Origin of the sequence: Paenibacillus sp., from assembly GCF_035645195.1 — a bacterium.
GTDB lineage: Bacteria > Bacillota > Bacilli > Paenibacillales > YIM-B00363 > Paenibacillus_AE.
Genome location: NZ_DASQNA010000006.1, coordinates 58400 through 73197, shown reverse-complemented (window position 1 = coordinate 73197; position 14798 = coordinate 58400). Strand labels below are relative to the sequence as shown.

Below are 14798 nucleotides of genomic sequence, written 5' to 3'. Positions count from 1 at the left end.
GACGCTCTGCAGCGCCAACGCGGCGGGCACGCCGCCCCGGCGCCACAGGATGCCGACGCGGGCGACGTCGCCCGCTTTCACCGGCAGGATATGATTTATTAGGAGGCTGTAAATCAGCCCGTGGTACAGCAGCGACGTGCGCGGCCGATGCGCGGGCGGCAAATACAGCCGCCAAGCGATCGCGCGCAGCCAGAACGCCGCGCCGTACGCGGCGGTCATGCCGAGCAGCGCGGCGGGCCGCGCCGCGAGCGCGCGCCAGCCGTCGAGCAGCGCCGCGCCGTCGAAGTGGCGCCACAGCAGCCATAGGCATGCGGCGATCGCCGCAGCTTGGATCGAGGTAAGGATTCGTTTTTTCATATGTGCCCATTCTACTGATAACGATTCTCACCGTCAATGGAAAATCGTTCGCGCCCGGCCGGTTCCTGCGTGAGTTTTCCAGAATGTATGGTAAAATTCGGATAACGACGCAAACATTTGTTTCGTTTGCGCCCATTCGTTCGTTCCCCCGAAGGAGGCCGAGTCCGTGATGCAGCATCCCGCTTTGGAGCGGTTCCATCCCGTCCTGTCCGCTTGGTTTCGCCGCGCGTTCGGCGAGCCGACGGACGTGCAGGTTCGCGCCTGGGACGCCTTGAAGGACGGCGGTCATGCCTTGATCGCCGCGCCGACCGGCTCCGGCAAGACGCTGGCGGCGCTGCTGCCGGGCCTCGACGCGATTGTCCGCGCCAAGAACGCCGGAGCGCCGTACGCTCCCGGCGTCCGCCTGCTGTACGTCACGCCGCTGAAGGCGCTCAACAACGACATTCATCACCATGTCGTCGGCTTCGCGTCCGAGCTGGACGCCTTGGCCGAAGCCGAAGGCATCGCCGGCTGGCGCGGCGTGGAAGCGGCGGTGCGCACCGGCGACACGCCGCAAAGCACGCGCGCCTCGATGCTGCGCCGGCCGCCCGACGTGCTCGTGACGACGCCGGAGTCGCTGTTCCTGCTCCTGCTGTCGGAGCGGAGCCGGGACATGCTGCGCACCGTCGAGACCGTGATCGCGGACGAAATTCACGATCTCGTGCCGAGCAAGCGCGGCGCGCATCTCGCCTTGTCGCTGGAGCGGCTCGCGGCGTGGACGGACGCGCACGCGGGCCGCGAGCCGCAGCGCGTCGGCGTCTCCGCCACGCAGAAGCCGCTCGAGACGGCCGCGAGGTTTCTCGCCGGGTACGACGCCGAAGGCGCTCCGCGGCCCGCGAGCGTGATCGAAAGCGCGATGGACAAGCAGTACGACGTGCAGGTGACCGTTCCGGACGAACCGAAAGCCGGCGCGAGCGACAAAGACGCGGTCTGGCAGACGTTGACGGACCGGATGATGCAGCTGATGGACGGGGCGCGGACGGCGCTCGTGTTCGTGAACAACCGGCGGCTGTCCGAGCGGCTCGTCTTGCGGCTGAACGAACGGTTCGGCGACGGCTTCGCCCGGGCGCATCACGGCAGCGTCTCGCGGGAGCAGCGCCTCGAATCCGAACGGCTGCTGAAGGCCGGCGGGCTGCGCTGCCTCGTGGCGACGTCGTCGCTCGAGCTCGGCATCGACGTCGGCCATATCGACGTCGTGCTGCAGATCGACCCGCCCCCGACAGCCGCCGCGGGCATCCAGCGGATCGGCCGCGCCGGGCACGGCGTCGGCGATACGAGCGTCGGGCGCATCGTCGTCCGCCGCCGCGCCGCCTTGCCCGAAGCGGCGGCGATCGCCCGCGCGATCCGCGCGCGCGACATCGAGCCGATCGCGATGACGCGCGCGCCGCTCGACGTGCTTGCCCAGCACGTCGCGGGCGCCGTCGCCGCCGGCGGCGCGGGCGTCGCCGCGGCTTCGCTGCTCGCGCTCGTTCGGCGCGCCGCGCCGTACCGGGATTTGCGCGAGGACGACTTCGAAGGCGTGCTCCGCATGCTGTCGGGGTACTACCCGTTCGCGCGCCCGCTGCTCGATTGGGATCGCGCGACGGGCGAACTGACGGGGCGCAGCGCGGCGCGGATGGCGGCACTCTCCGGCGCCGGCACCATTCCCTCGAGCGCCAATTACCCGGTCGTGCACGGCGAATCGAAGCTGCAGCTCGGCGATCTGGAGGAAGAATTCGTGCACGAATCGAGCGTCGGGGACGTATTCCGGCTCGGCGCCCATTCGTGGATGATTCGCGAGATCCGGCACGACCGCGTCGTCGTGACCGAAACCGCGAATCGGTTCAGCGAAGTCCCGTTCTGGCGGGGGGACGCCGGGGGCCGCAGCTTCGCGCTCGGCGAGCGGATCGGGGCGTTCGTGCGGGAGCTGCGCGAGCGGATCGCCCGCGGCTCGGTCGAGGCGGTCTGCGACTACCTCGCCGAAGAGTGCGGCTTCGACGCGCGCGCCGCTCGGGAGCTCGTCGATCTGATCCGCCGGCAGGACGCCGTCTCCCGCATGCCGACGGATCGCTGCATCGTGGTGGAGCAATACGAGGACGTCACCGGACAGACGCATATCATCGTCCACAATTATTGGGGCCGGCGCGTCAACCGGGCGTGGCTTACGGCGCTGCAGCACGTTTGGGAGGACTCGCTGCCTCACCCGCCGTACGCGAACGCGAAGGACAACGGCGTCGAGCTCGTCTTCCGCTCTTGGCAGCCTAGCGCGCTGCCGCTGCTGTGGAGCCTCGCGCCGGAGACGGCGGAGCGGGCGCTGCGGGCCGCCGCGCCGCAATCCGCGGCGTTCGCGGTCGCCTTCCGGCGCATCGCGGAGACGTCGCTGCTGCTGCATCGCGGCTTCTCCCGCGTGCCGTCGTGGCAAAAGCGCATCCGCGCCGAAGAGCTCTTGAAGGCCGCCCTGCCGTTCGCCGCGGAATTTCCGCCGTTCGGCGCGGCGCTGACGGAATGTTTGACGGAAGCGATGGACGCGGGCGGCCTGCTGACGGCGCTGCGGCGCCTCGCGGACGGCGAGATCGAAGTCGTCTCGCACGAAGGCGACGCTCCGTCGCCGCTCGCCGCACAATTCGCGCTCGATTACGCCGCGCAGATGCTGTACGAGGGCGACGCGCCGAGCGAGGAGCTGCGCCGCCATCTCCGCGAGACGAGCCGCGATCTCGCGGCCGCGCAGTTCGGCGAGGAGCGGCTCAAGCTCTCCATCGAGCCCGAGCTGCTGGAGCAGGAAGCGGCGCGGCTGTCGCGCGGCGGGCGGGACGTCGAGGGGCCGGACGACCTGCTCCCCTTGCTGAAGCGGCGCGGCGACCTCGCGGCGGAGCAGCTCGCGAAGATCGCCGGCCCGGACGCCGTCCGCTGGGCGGAAGCACTCGTCGCGGAACGCCGGGCCGCCAAGACGGTCCTCGCCGGCGAAGAGCGCTACATCGCGCGGGACGAGCTGGAGACGTACGCGCGCTTCCCCGGCGACCCGGCCGCCGCGGCGTTCGTGCTGCTCCGCTACATCGACGGCGTCATCGCCTTCGACGCGAACGAGCTGTCCGAACGGTTCGGGCTGCCGCCGGAGGATGCGGCCGCGCGCATCGAGGCGTGGGCCGCCGAAGGCCGCATCGAGCCGGCGCCGTTCGAAGGGCCCGACTCGCGGTATTGGACGAGCCGGAACGTCGCCGCGAGGCTCGTCCGGCTGTCGCTCGGCGCGGTCCGTTCTGCGGCGGCGCCCGTCCCCGCGGCGCGGTGGCAGCGGCTGCTGCTCGCGCGCCACGGGCTCGACCGCCCGTCGCCGGAACGCGGTCCGGAGGCGCTCCGCGCCGCGCTCGCCCCGCTGCAGGGGCTGTTCCTGCCGGCGGCGCTGTGGGAGACGGCGGTGCTGCCGGCGCGCCTGCCCGGCTTCCGCCCCGAGGATCTCGACCTGCTGTGCGCCTCCGGCGAGCTGTCGTGGCTCGGCCGCCGCGCGAGCGGCGAGCGCGAAGGGCGGATCGCCTTCTTCCTCGCGGACGAAGGCGAGGCGCTGCGCGAAGGGGCGCTCGCGTTCGCTTCCGGCGAAGCCGCCGCCCTCGACGACGCGCACGCCGCCCTGCTCGAACGGCTGCGCCGCGGCGGCGCGTCGTTCCTGACGCGGCTGTCCGCGGACTTGGGCGAGCCGCCGTCGGCGCTGCTGCCGCGCCTCATGGAGCTCGCTTGGCGCGGCCTCGCCGCGAACGACCAATTCGCGCCCGTCCGCAACTTCCTGCTCGCGCGCGGGAAGCTGCACCCGAAGCTCGGCTCCGGCCACGGCCGCTGGTACGCGGTCGAGCCGCCGGAGCGGTCGGCCCCGCTCGACCAAACGCGCGCCCTCGCCTGGGCGAAGCAGCTGCTCCGCGCGTTCGGCGGCGTGACGGGCGCGATCGCGAACGCGTACGCGCCGTTCGGTTGGGACGCCGCCCTGCCGCTATTCAAGCAGCTCGAGGAATGGGGCGTCGCCGCGCGCGGCTTGTTCGTCGAAGGCGTGCCCGCGCTCCAGTTCATGGAGCCGGATACGATCGCCGCGCTGCGCGGGTGGGAGCGCGAGGCGGAGCCGCCCGCCGGCGCCGTCCTCGTCAGCGCCGTCGACCCTGCCGTGCCGTACGGCGTCGCCGTCCCGTGGCCGGACGCCCCCGGGGCGAGCTTCGCTCGCAAAAGCGGCAACTACCTCGTGTTCGTCGACGGAGCATGGACGTACTGGCTCGAGTCGAACGGCAAGCATATCGTTCGCATCGGGGAGGGCGACGCGGACGGCGCGGCGCTGCTCCCCGTCCTGAAGCAGCTGCTCCGCCGCGGCGGCTTAAAACGGATCCGCGTCGAAACGTGGAACGGCCGCCGGGCGGCCGACGCCGCGCTGCCGTTGCTCGAGCGCGGCGCGGAGCGCGACCGGGACGGCCTCGTGCTGTGGCCGAGCCAGCTCGGCTAGCGGCACGAACGCGAAGACCTTCCGCCGGGGGCGGAAGGTCTTCGTCGTCGATGCGGCTGTTCGGTTTATTGGCCGGCGTTCCAATTCCGCGCGCTGCGGAGCAGCGCCGCGAGGTCCGCCCCCGCGGCGTCGGCGGAGCGCGACGGGAACGTGCCGCCCATGACGCGCTGCAGCCGCAGCAGCGCATCGCGCCCCGCGGCGTCGTCGATGCGGTATACGCGCATGCCGCGGAAATTCGCCTGCACGTCGCGGTCGGTAACGGCCGCGGTCGCGCCGCCGTCGATAAACACCGAGTTGCCGACGATCAGGAAATCGTCGCCTGAGAACGCGTGGCGCTCCCCGGCGGCATACAGCTTCATCCCGTAGCGGCCTGTTTCATTAGCGTTCGCCCCGTCGCCCGCTTGCCCGCCGCAGCCCGACAGCGCGGCGCCGGCCGCCAGCAACATCGGCAGCAGTTTCCATGCTTTCATCGGAATAGCTCCTTCGCGAATGATCGTTCCGGTATACTATTCCCGAAAATTCCCGATTCCTTGCGGCGGCGGGCGACCCGAGCGTCAGCGCTGCGCTTGCGTCTCCAGCAGCTTCTCCATCAGCTCGCGCACCTCGGGCGGTACCGTCAGCTTTCGCTCCTCGGCTTTCTCGTCCGCATGCGCCTGCTTGATTGTCCGTCCCTGTTCGACGTAGCGCGTTACTTCGTATAACAACATGGTGGTAGGATCCCCTTTGCTTAATAAGCGTTTCTAAACACCTTGAGTATAGGGGAAGTATATTAGCTGGATGTTATCGCAAGATGTGCGCAGTGTGAAATATAGCCCCGGCCGCATTCGTAGCGGACCCGGCGATATGGTACAGTGGAAGAAAGCGCCGAACGCCGGCGCCCCATCCTACGAATATAAGTGACAGAACGGAGCTGGATACATACATGAAACGCCCCGACACGCCTTCCGGAACAACGGAGCGCAGCAAATCCTCGGGCAAGCCTCCGGCTCGCCAAGGCGCTCGCCCGGCGGCCGGCCGAACGGACCGGCGCCAGGACGCCCCTGCGCCGCGCGGCCGCAGCGCCGAACGACCGCAGCGCGCGAGCGCATCGGCGGACTCCCGCCCGCCGCGGCAAGACCGCCCCGGCAAGCCCGCAGTCTCGGGCGCAGCGGCGGCCCCTCGCCCCGGCGCTCCCGCGAGGCCGCCTCGACCCGGCCGCTCCGGCCCGCCTTCGGCGCGCCCCGGCGCCGCCCCGCGCGCGGACGCGCAGGCGGCTGCCCGCCCGCCGCGGCAAGACCGCCCCGGCAAGCCCGCGGTCTCGCGCACAGCGGCGGCCCCTCGCCTCGGCGCTCCCGCGCCTAGGCCGCGCCCGGCCGACGGCGTCACCGCCGCCGATGCCGACCGTCTAAACGCAGGCGACACGGTCGTCGTCACCGTCAAGCGGCTCGGCATTAACGGCGAAGGCGTCGGCTACTACCGCAAGAAGGCGATCTTCGTCGACGGCGCGCTGCCGGGCGAAGTCGTCCGCGCGCGCATTACGAAGGTCGAGCCGAAGCTCTTGTACGGCGAAATCGTCAAAACGGAAAAGCGCTCGCCCGACCGCGTCGATCCGTTCTGCGCCTGGTACGACGCTTGCGGCGGCTGCTCCGTGCAGCACCTCGCCTACGCGGCGCAGCTTCGCGAGAAGGAGGCGATCGTCCGCGAAGCGTTCTCCCGCTACGCCGGCATCGAGGAGGACAAGCTGCCGATCGCCCCCGTCGCCGGCATGGACGAGCCCCGCGCGTACCGCAACAAGGCGCAGCTGCAGCTCGGCGTCGGCGAAGGCGGCGAAGTGCTGGCGGGCCTATACGCCCCAGGCTCCCGCCGCCTCGTCGATATCGCCGGCTGTCCCGTGCAGCACGGCGCCGTGAACGACGTCATGCTGGCGGTCAAGCGCATCGTCGGCGAGCTGAAGCTGCCGATCGCCGACGCGCGGACGTACGGCAAGGCGCTCGACGCCGCGCCGGAAGACGGCGAATACGCCGTCCGCGCGCCGCAGCGTCCTGCAGCTCGCCCGAGCGCCGGCGCGAAGCCGCCGCGCCGCGGCCCCTCCGCGCTGCGCACCGTCGTCGCCCGCGCGGCGCGTGACGGCGGCGAAGTGCAGCTCACGTTCGTCACGACGGGAACCGAGCTGCCGAGCGAACGCGCCCTCGTGAACGCGATTCGCCGCGAGCTGCCGGCCGTCGTCTCGATCGCGCACAACGTGAACTCGGACGACACGCCGCTCGTCTTCGGCGACAAAACCCGCGTCGTCTGGGGCGCGGAGCGGATGAAGGAGCGACTCGGCGAGCTGACGTTCGAGCTGTCGCCGCGCGCCTTCTTCCAGCTCAATCCCGACCAGACGGCGAAGCTGTACGACCGCGCGAAGGCGGCGGCCGCGCTGACCGGCGCGGAAACGGTCGTCGACGCCTACAGCGGCGTCGGCACGATCGCGCTGTGGCTCGCCCGCGGCGCGGCGGAGGTGCGCGGCATCGAAGCGGTGCCGGAAGCGGTCGAGGACGCGCGCCGCAACGCGAAGGCGAACGGCATCGAGAACGCCTCGTTCCACGCCGGCCGCGCGGAGGAGCTGCTGCCGAGCTGGGCCGAGGCCGGCTTCCGCCCGGACGTCGTCGTCGTCGACCCGCCCCGCTCCGGCTGCGACCGCCAGCTGCTCGACGCGCTGACGCGCGTCCGCCCGAAGCGGATCGTCTACGTCTCGTGCAACCCGTCGACGCTGGCGAAGGACGCCGCCGTCCTGCTCGCGCACGGCCGCTACCGCCTCGCGTCCGTGGAGCCGGTGGACATGTTCCCGCACACGGCGCATGTGGAGTGCTGCGCGCTGTTCGTTCGGAAGGATGCGTAACATTGGGAGTTTCAGCGAAGAGGAGCCTCGAGCTCCTCTTTTTTGCCTGCTTATTTACATAACCTTTATGTGTAATTAACTATCTCATAATCCTATACGTGTACGCTCTCCTTGTATGAAATCAGCTCAAAGGAGACATTACGTTGAAAAGAAACTGGCTTGGACTTGGTTTAGCCGCAATCATGACCGCTTCGTTAACCGCCCCGACAGCGGCTCGCGCCTCGGAACCTTTTGATTTGACGATTTTGCACATCAATGACCATCATTCGCATCTGGATCCCCAAACGTTCGATCTGAACGTAAACTACGACGCCGCGCAAGAAGGCGAAAAAGTGCGCCTGCAATTAGGCGGAATGTCTTACATCTCTTCGTTGATTCGCGAACATAGAAACGATCGCTCCTTGCTTTTGCAAAGCGGGGAATTAAACGGAACGCTTTATTACAGCCTGTACAAGGGCGAAACCGACATCAAGGCCGTCAACGCATTACAGCCTGACGCTTACATGGTCGGCAATCACGAATTTGACGAGGGCGACCAACATTTCGCTGATTTGTATCAGACGGCGCAATTCCCGATTTTGGCAGGAAATATAAAGCCGACCGAAAAATCACCGCTCTACGGAAAATTGGACAAGCCGTATCTGATCAAAGAAGTGAACGGTGAACAGATTGCTGTCATCGGTGTCATCAAAATCGAAAAAACGAAGGAATCTTCTCTCATTAGCGATGATGTGGAATTTATTGATGAAATCGAATTTGTGAAGTCGGCGGTGGAAGAAGTTAAGAAGCAAGGCATCAATAAAGTCATCGTGCTGAGCCACTTGGGATACGATTTCGACCAATTGCTGGCAGCGGAAACGAACGACGTCGACCTGATCGTTGGCGGAGATACGCATAACCTGCTCGACTCTTCGGGAGAAGCGGCAGCTCTGGGCTTACTGGTAACCGGCGAGTATCCGACGGTCGTTCAGAACGCGGACGGCAAAAACACTTACATCGTTCAGGCGTGGGAATATGCCAAAGCGATGGGCAAAATCGATTTGAAATTCGATGCGCAAGGCGAAATCGTCAGCGCAGCGGGGAAGCCGATCATTCCGGTCGGCGGACCGTACCGAGTGAATGAAGACGGCCAATGGGTTGAAGCGAACCCGACAGCGTTAGCCAATATTCAAAAGGCCATCGCAAATAACGGCGTTCTGGTCGAGGGCCAAACCGATCCGGCTATGGAGCAAATCATTGCGCCTTACCGGGAAGCGCTCGAGGCCGAGATGGAGAACGTCATCGGCTCCATTCAGGAGACGCTGTCTAACGAGCGGATTCCGAAACCTTTCGCGGACCCGAAAGACGCGAACGGCAGCTTTGCGGCGCAGATCGTTGCCGACTCGTTCTTGTACAGCCTGCCTCATGCCGATGTGGCCATCCAAAATGCCGGCGGCGTAAGAACAAGTTTTACCCAAGGCGATTTTACGATGGCAGATGCGTATACGATGCTGCCGTTTTCTAATACGATTACAACGCTTGAAATCACCGGCGAAGAAATAAGCAATGTTTTAGATGAAGCCATTCGGTATTCGCAAGGAATTACGCAGTCGACAGGCGCGTTCCCCTATTCGTCGCACTTGAGATATGACGTATACTTAAACGCGCCCGAGGGTGTGAAGAGCGCGTACAATATCGAAGTCAAAGATCGGGAGACAGGCGAATGGTCCTCGATCGACATGAATAAAACCTATGTCGTAGCTACGAATTCGTTCACAGCCCTTGGGAAAGACGGATATGTCACTTTTGAAAAGGCCGTTCAAAAAGATCCTAACGTAAAAGTAGAAACTTACATTCACTATACGGTACCGCTTGTCGAGTTATTTACGGAGCACCTGAACAATGGAGTGGTCGCGAAACCGAACGTTGACAGCTTTTCCTTAAAATCTGTCAAAGAGTGGCAGGAAGAATCGTCAAAGGCAAGCGACGCTTCCGAAGAAAATGACGCGGTTCGCACTTATACCGTAGCTAAGGGAGACAAACTCTTCGGAATTGCTCAGAAAACATTAAACGACGGGAAGCGTTGGAAAGAAATTTACGAATTGAACAAAGACGAGATCGCCAACCCCCATTTGATTTACCCGGGTCAAAGGCTTGTACTGCCGTAGCTGAATACAATAGAAGCAGGGGCCCCGCTCGGGACCCCTGCTTTGTTTATCCGTGCATCGTCAATTCCTTGCCTTCTTTGCGCAGGGCGGTATATTCCGCGGTAGCCGTGAACACGACGTCGGAAGACGAATTGATCGCCGTCTCGAAAGAGTCCTGCAGCACGCCGATAATGAAGCCTACGCCGACGACTTGGATCGCGATCTCGTTCGGAATGCCGAACAAGCTGCAGGCCAGCGGAATCAACAGCAGCGAACCGCCGGCGACGCCCGAAGCGCCTACCGCGGATACCGCGGCCAGTACGCTGAGCAGCACCGCCGTGCCGAAATCGACCTCGATGCCGAGCGTGTGCACCGTCGCGAGCGTCAACACGGAAATCGTCACCGCGGCGCCCGCCATGTTGATCGTAGCGCCCAGCGGAATGGACACCGAATAGGTGTCCGGATTCAGGCCCATTTTGCCGCACAATCTCATGTTGACCGGGATGTTGGCCGCCGAGCTTCGCGTGAAGAACGCGGTCATCCCGCTTTCCTTCAAGCAGCTCAACACGAGCGGATACGGATTTCTGCGGATGTTCGCGTACACGATCAACGGATTGACGACGAGCGCCGTAAACAGCATGCTTCCGATCAAGACGAGAAGCAGTTTCCCGTATTCGAGCAAGGAAGCGAGACCGTTCGCCGTAATGGATTCGAAGACGAGCCCCATAATGCCGAACGGCGCGAGGGCGATAACCCATTTGACGACTTGGGAAACGGCGTCCGAGAGGTGGCCGATCGTATTCTTCGTATGGTCGCTCGCGTTCCGCAGCGCGACGCCGAGCACGATCGCCCATGTCAAAATCCCGATATAATTCGCGTTCATCAAGGCATGTACCGGGTTGTCCACGACGTTGAACAGGAGCGTCTTCAGCACTCCCGCGATTCCGTCGGGAGGGGTCAGCTGCTGCTCGACCTCGACGAGCGACAGCGTGACCGGGAACAGAAAACTAGCGACGACCCCGGTTAAGCCCGCCAGGAACGTGCTTACGCCGTACAGCGCCACGATTTTCCCCATATTCGTTCGTTGGCCTTTCCGATGGTTGGAAATGGCCGCCATGACGAGAAGCAATACCAACACGGGCGCGACCGCCTTCAAGGCGGATACGAATAAGAAACCGAGCAGCGCGATCCCGGCGGCTTCGGGCATCCATAAAGCGAGTACGATCCCCGCCGCCATCCCCGCGACGATCCGCTTGACGAGGCTGATTCGATTCCATGCTTGCAGCAAAGCTTTCACTAGCATCCTCCGCTTTCACTATGAAAATTTAGTTCGTATGCAAAACCATATACAGTAGAATAGTTTATCACGTTAATCGCCAGTTGTGTTGATTCGAATGTTTACCATTTTGTTCAACGGGGCCGGACAACCACACAAAAATTTCATAGGTTCGCGTTATCACATTTTCCGATCTGCTGAATAGGATTATTGGTGGTAATTTATTGATAAGCAGAAAGGAAGAATACTTATGGTGTTGGTAACTCATCCGCCGCTGCCGTTTACGCCGCCGTCCGAGCCTTACTCCCCGTACGCGCCGTACGCGCCGATTCCGACGCGTCCCCTGCAGCCTGTGTCCGCCCCGACGGAAAAACGCGCATCGGCCGAACCCGCTCCGCAGCGCGAACAGCCGTCGTCCGAACGATAAAATGGAAGAACGCCCCGGGATCTAATCCCAGGGCGTTCTTTCTATTGCGTCAGGGCGTCCAGCACCGCGTCGACATGCCCTTTCACGCGCACCTTCCGCCATTCGCGCAGCAGCGCGCCGTCTTCCCCGATCAGGAACGTCGACCGCTCGACGCCCATATACTCGCGTCCGTACATCTTTTTGAGCACCCACACGCCATACGCTTCGCACACCTTCTTCTCCTCGTCGGACAGCAGCGTATACGGCAGATTCTGCTTTTCCGCGAAGCGGACGTGCGATTTCGGCGAATCCGGCGAAATGCCGGCGACGACGACGCCGCGTCTGGCGAATTCCTCGTAAGCGTCGCGGAAATCGCAGGCTTCCTGCGTGCACGTGGGCGTTTGATCCTTCGGATAGAAAAACAGAACCACCTTCTTGCCCCGCTGCTCGCTAAGGGTGAACGTCGTGCCGTCCCCCGCCGGCAGCGTAAAATTCGGAGCTTGCGCTCCGACTTCGAGTCGACTCATCTCGATGTCCTCCTTGCTTCTCGCCGGTGCCGATTCCGCGGTTACGAGCCCGCGCCGCGGTACCTTTTCACGCCTGTGTTCCAGACGAACAGCCCGATGGCGAGGAACGCCGCCCCGACGATCGGGGTCAGCAGCGCGTAGCCGATCATCTCTTCCGCTTCCAGGAAGAACGCCGCGGGGTAAAACCCGACGAACGCGAACGGCAGCGCCCAGGTCAGCACCAGCTGCAAAATTTTGTTATAAATCGTAATCGGGTAACGCCCGTAGCTTTGAATGTTCCACATCAGCGGCAAGATGCCCGTCGGCGAATCGGAGAAAAACGACAGCGCCGTCAACGAAATGTAGATGCCGCCGTAAATCATGACCGAGCCGAGCACGAGCAGCACGAACACGAGCGGGTCGTACCAATCGAGCGTTACCCCGAGCGACGGCCATGCGTACCCCATGATCGCGACGCCGATGACCGCGGAAATCAGCGCCGACGGGTCCATGTTCTCGAGCATCAGCTGCGCGAGGTTGTGCACCGGCCGCGTCAGCACGCGGTCCATTTCCCCTTTCACGATATACCGTTCCGTAAAGCCCCACAAATTAAACATCGCGGAGAAGACGCCCCACGGCACCATGAAGTACCCGTATACGAAAATGATTTGCTCGCGGGTCCACCCGTCCAGCAGCTGCGTATGTTCGAAAATGACGACGATAAAAATGAGGTTCATCGCCAAAAACAGCAGATCCGAGAACACTTCCACCCAAAAATCGGAGCGGTAGGTGAGCCGCGTTTTGAGATACGTTTTGAGATAATCCAGAAACAGCCCTGCGGTCGTCATCGCTTCATCCTCCTTGCACGAACAGCCGGTTTCGCGCCAGCCGCCACAGCCATACGAGCGGCCCGACGAGCAGGACGAACCATAGCGCTTGCACGCCGAGCGCTTCCAGCGCCGCGTCCCCCGTGGTCCTCCCGGTGAAGACGGTCGCCGGCAAATACGTAATCGCCTGGAACGGCAGCAGCTTCAGCAGCGTTTCGGCCCAGCCCGGGAAAAACGACAGCGGGATGATCAGCCCCGAAAACAAATCGACGGCGACGCGCTTCATGCGCATGAGGCCTTCGCTGTTTTCGAGGAAGAACGCTCCTAAACCGATTAAAATATTAATCTGCGTATTAATTAAGAAGCTAAATAACAGCATGACCAGGAACAAGCCCCATACCGCCGGATCGCGCGGCAGCGACACCGGAAACAGCAGACTCGCGACGAGCATGCCCGGCACCGAAAACATGATCAGCCGGAACAACCCCTCGCCGAGGCCTTGCATCATTTTGACGACGACGTATTGGTACGGCCGGATAAATTGGATCGCCACGCTGCCGTCGCGGATTTCGTTCGATATTTCGCGGTCGAGGTTGTTGAAATAAAACGCGCGCGCCATCCAGGATACCGCGATGTACGTCGTCATTTGGGCGACCGTAAAGCCGCCGAGCTCCGGCTTGCCCGCGAATATCGCCGACCAGACGAAGTAGTACGCCCCGATGTTGATCGCGTAGATGGCGATGCCGCTGTAATAATTTACGCGGTACGCGAGCATCATGAGAAAACGTATGCGAATGAGCTCCAAATAGGCGGACGTCATGTCGCGACCCCCGCGGCTGCGGGCTCGGGCTTTTCGGCGGAACCGGATTTGTAAATTTCGCGAACGATTTCGTCCGTGTTCGTCTCTTCGATCCGGATGTCGCGAATGTTCGCCGCGCCGACGACGCGCCCGAGCGCATCGGACACGTTGGCCCCGCGCGGCAGCGCCGCTCGGGCGGTGTAATCGTTCTCCCGCGTCCAGCGGACGTCGAGCCCTTCGGTAAGGCGCTCCAGCTCGCTCAGCGGCATGCCGGAGGCGAATTGGAACACGATCTCTTTGCCTCTTCCCCATGTATCTTTCAGCTGCTGGAGTCCGCCGTCGTAAATGATTTTCCCGTCGTCGAGCATGATGACCCGCGAGCAGAGCGCTTCGATGTCCTGCAGATCGTGCGTCGTGAGCAGAATCGTCGTGCCGTACCGCTCGTTCAGCGATTTGAGGAACTCGCGAATTTCGGTTTTGACGACGATGTCGAGACCGATCGTCGGCTCGTCGAGGAACAGGATCGACGGGTTATGGATGAGCGCGGCGGCGATTTCGCAGCGCATCCGCTGCCCGAGCGACAGCTTGCGCACCGGGCGGTTCAGCAGGTCGCCAAGATCGAGGCGCTGCACGAGCTCGTCCAGGCGCTCCTTGTAATCGCGGTCCGGCACCTGGTACACCTTGCGCAGCAGGTTGAACGACTCGATGACACCGATGTCCCACCACAGCTGGCTGCGCTGCCCGAACACGACGCCGATGCCGCGCACGAACGCTTCGCGGTCTTGGAACGGCACATAGCCGTTCACGACGATGCGTCCCGACGTCGGCACGAGGATGCCGGTCAACATTTTGATCGTCGTCGATTTGCCGGCGCCGTTCTCGCCGATATACCCGCAAATTTCGCCCTTCGGGATTTGAAAGCTGATATCGTTGACCGCCGTCACCTCTCGGTATTCGCGGCGGAATAAATCTTGCAGCGCGCCCTTGAGCCCTTCCCGGCTTTTTTGGATCCGGAATTGTTTGCGCAGCTTTTCTACATCGATGGCCAGCATCGTCCGATCTCTCCTTATCCGGTTCGTTCCATCGCTTTCCTTGATGCGGTTAACATTTTACCGCTATAATACTTTAAGGCTTGCAACTTCCGCTATG

The 14798-nt window shown here is 63.6% G+C and carries 11 protein-coding genes and 1 pseudogene; 4 read left to right on the top strand and 8 right to left on the bottom strand.

The features are described from left to right. A pseudogene (locus VE009_RS01145) lies at positions 1-357 on the bottom strand (UPF0104 family protein); the annotation flags it as partial. A gap of 169 nt (positions 358-526) precedes the next feature. On the opposite strand from VE009_RS01145, the gene VE009_RS01140 reads away from it, so the two are divergent. Further along, positions 527-4849, top strand: coding sequence for a DEAD/DEAH box helicase (locus VE009_RS01140; protein ID WP_325005549.1), 4323 nt, complete (start codon positions 527-529; stop codon positions 4847-4849). 65 nt (positions 4850-4914) lie between these two features. Here the strand turns inward: VE009_RS01140 and VE009_RS01135 are convergent, their stop codons facing one another. After that, positions 4915-5319, bottom strand: a complete 405-nt coding sequence (locus VE009_RS01135) for a hypothetical protein (protein ID WP_325005546.1) — start codon at positions 5317-5319, stop codon at positions 4915-4917. A gap of 84 nt (positions 5320-5403) precedes the next feature. After that, the gene (locus tag VE009_RS01130) at positions 5404-5556 is read right to left on the bottom strand and encodes a hypothetical protein (protein WP_325005545.1); all 153 of its coding nucleotides are present in this window, start codon (positions 5554-5556) and stop codon (positions 5404-5406) included. Positions 5557-5771: 215 nt separating this feature from the next. Here VE009_RS01130 and rlmD point away from each other — a divergent pair, with 215 nt between their 5' ends. Together rlmD and VE009_RS01120 are read left to right on the top strand one after the other, a co-directional pair. Then, positions 5772-7709, top strand: coding sequence for a 23S rRNA (uracil(1939)-C(5))-methyltransferase RlmD (gene rlmD / locus VE009_RS01125; RefSeq protein ID WP_325005544.1), 1938 nt, complete (start codon positions 5772-5774; stop codon positions 7707-7709). A 143-nt stretch (positions 7710-7852) separates the two neighbouring features. Next, complete coding sequence (locus VE009_RS01120; protein WP_325005543.1) at positions 7853-9856, top strand: 5'-nucleotidase C-terminal domain-containing protein; 2004 nt, start codon at positions 7853-7855, stop codon at positions 9854-9856. Positions 9857-9902: 46 nt separating this feature from the next. Here VE009_RS01120 and sstT read toward each other — a convergent pair whose 3' ends face one another. Further along, the gene (gene sstT, locus VE009_RS01115; RefSeq protein WP_325005542.1) at positions 9903-11132 is read right to left on the bottom strand and encodes a serine/threonine transporter SstT; all 1230 of its coding nucleotides are present in this window, start codon (positions 11130-11132) and stop codon (positions 9903-9905) included. A gap of 229 nt (positions 11133-11361) precedes the next feature. Here sstT and VE009_RS01110 point away from each other — a divergent pair, with 229 nt between their 5' ends. Next, positions 11362-11538 carry a hypothetical protein gene (locus VE009_RS01110; RefSeq protein WP_325005541.1) on the top strand — a complete coding sequence of 59 codons (177 nt, stop codon included), beginning with the start codon at positions 11362-11364 and terminating at the stop codon, positions 11536-11538. A gap of 41 nt (positions 11539-11579) precedes the next feature. On the opposite strand, the gene bcp is transcribed toward VE009_RS01110, so the two are convergent. From bcp to VE009_RS01090, 4 genes are read right to left on the bottom strand one after another with little or no spacing between them, the layout of a single operon-like run. Further along, positions 11580-12044, bottom strand: coding sequence for a thioredoxin-dependent thiol peroxidase (gene bcp, locus VE009_RS01105; RefSeq protein ID WP_325005540.1), 465 nt, complete (start codon positions 12042-12044; stop codon positions 11580-11582). A gap of 41 nt (positions 12045-12085) precedes the next feature. Then, positions 12086-12871: an ABC transporter permease gene (locus tag VE009_RS01100; protein WP_325005539.1), complete on the bottom strand. Its 786-nt coding sequence runs from the start codon at positions 12869-12871 to the stop codon at positions 12086-12088. Between the two features lie 4 nt (positions 12872-12875). Then, positions 12876-13670 carry an ABC transporter permease gene (locus VE009_RS01095; RefSeq protein ID WP_325005538.1) on the bottom strand — a complete coding sequence of 265 codons (795 nt, stop codon included), beginning with the start codon at positions 13668-13670 and terminating at the stop codon, positions 12876-12878. Then, entirely contained in the window at positions 13667-14701 is a 1035-nt protein-coding gene (locus VE009_RS01090; RefSeq protein WP_325005537.1) for an ABC transporter ATP-binding protein, read from the bottom strand. Before VE009_RS01090 ends, VE009_RS01095 begins: the two co-directional genes overlap by 4 nt. Between the last annotated feature and the right edge of the window lie 97 nt (positions 14702-14798).

Bases quoted from the DNA above. Each gene is read 5' to 3' on its own strand.
- VE009_RS01140 (WP_325005549.1), top strand. From the start codon at position 527: ATGCAGCATCCCGCTTTGGAGCGGTTCCATCCCGTCCTGTCCGCTTGG.
- VE009_RS01135 (WP_325005546.1), bottom strand. From the start codon at position 5,319: ATGAAAGCATGGAAACTGCTGCCGATGTTGCTGGCGGCCGGCGCCGCG.
- VE009_RS01130 (WP_325005545.1), bottom strand. From the start codon at position 5,556: ATGTTGTTATACGAAGTAACGCGCTACGTCGAACAGGGACGGACAATC.
- rlmD (WP_325005544.1), top strand. From the start codon at position 5,772: ATGAAACGCCCCGACACGCCTTCCGGAACAACGGAGCGCAGCAAATCC.
- VE009_RS01110 (WP_325005541.1), top strand. From the start codon at position 11,362: ATGGTGTTGGTAACTCATCCGCCGCTGCCGTTTACGCCGCCGTCCGAG.
- bcp (WP_325005540.1), bottom strand. From the start codon at position 12,044: ATGAGTCGACTCGAAGTCGGAGCGCAAGCTCCGAATTTTACGCTGCCG.
- VE009_RS01100 (WP_325005539.1), bottom strand. From the start codon at position 12,871: ATGACGACCGCAGGGCTGTTTCTGGATTATCTCAAAACGTATCTCAAA.
- VE009_RS01095 (WP_325005538.1), bottom strand. From the start codon at position 13,670: ATGACGTCCGCCTATTTGGAGCTCATTCGCATACGTTTTCTCATGATG.
- VE009_RS01090 (WP_325005537.1), bottom strand. From the start codon at position 14,701: ATGCTGGCCATCGATGTAGAAAAGCTGCGCAAACAATTCCGGATCCAA.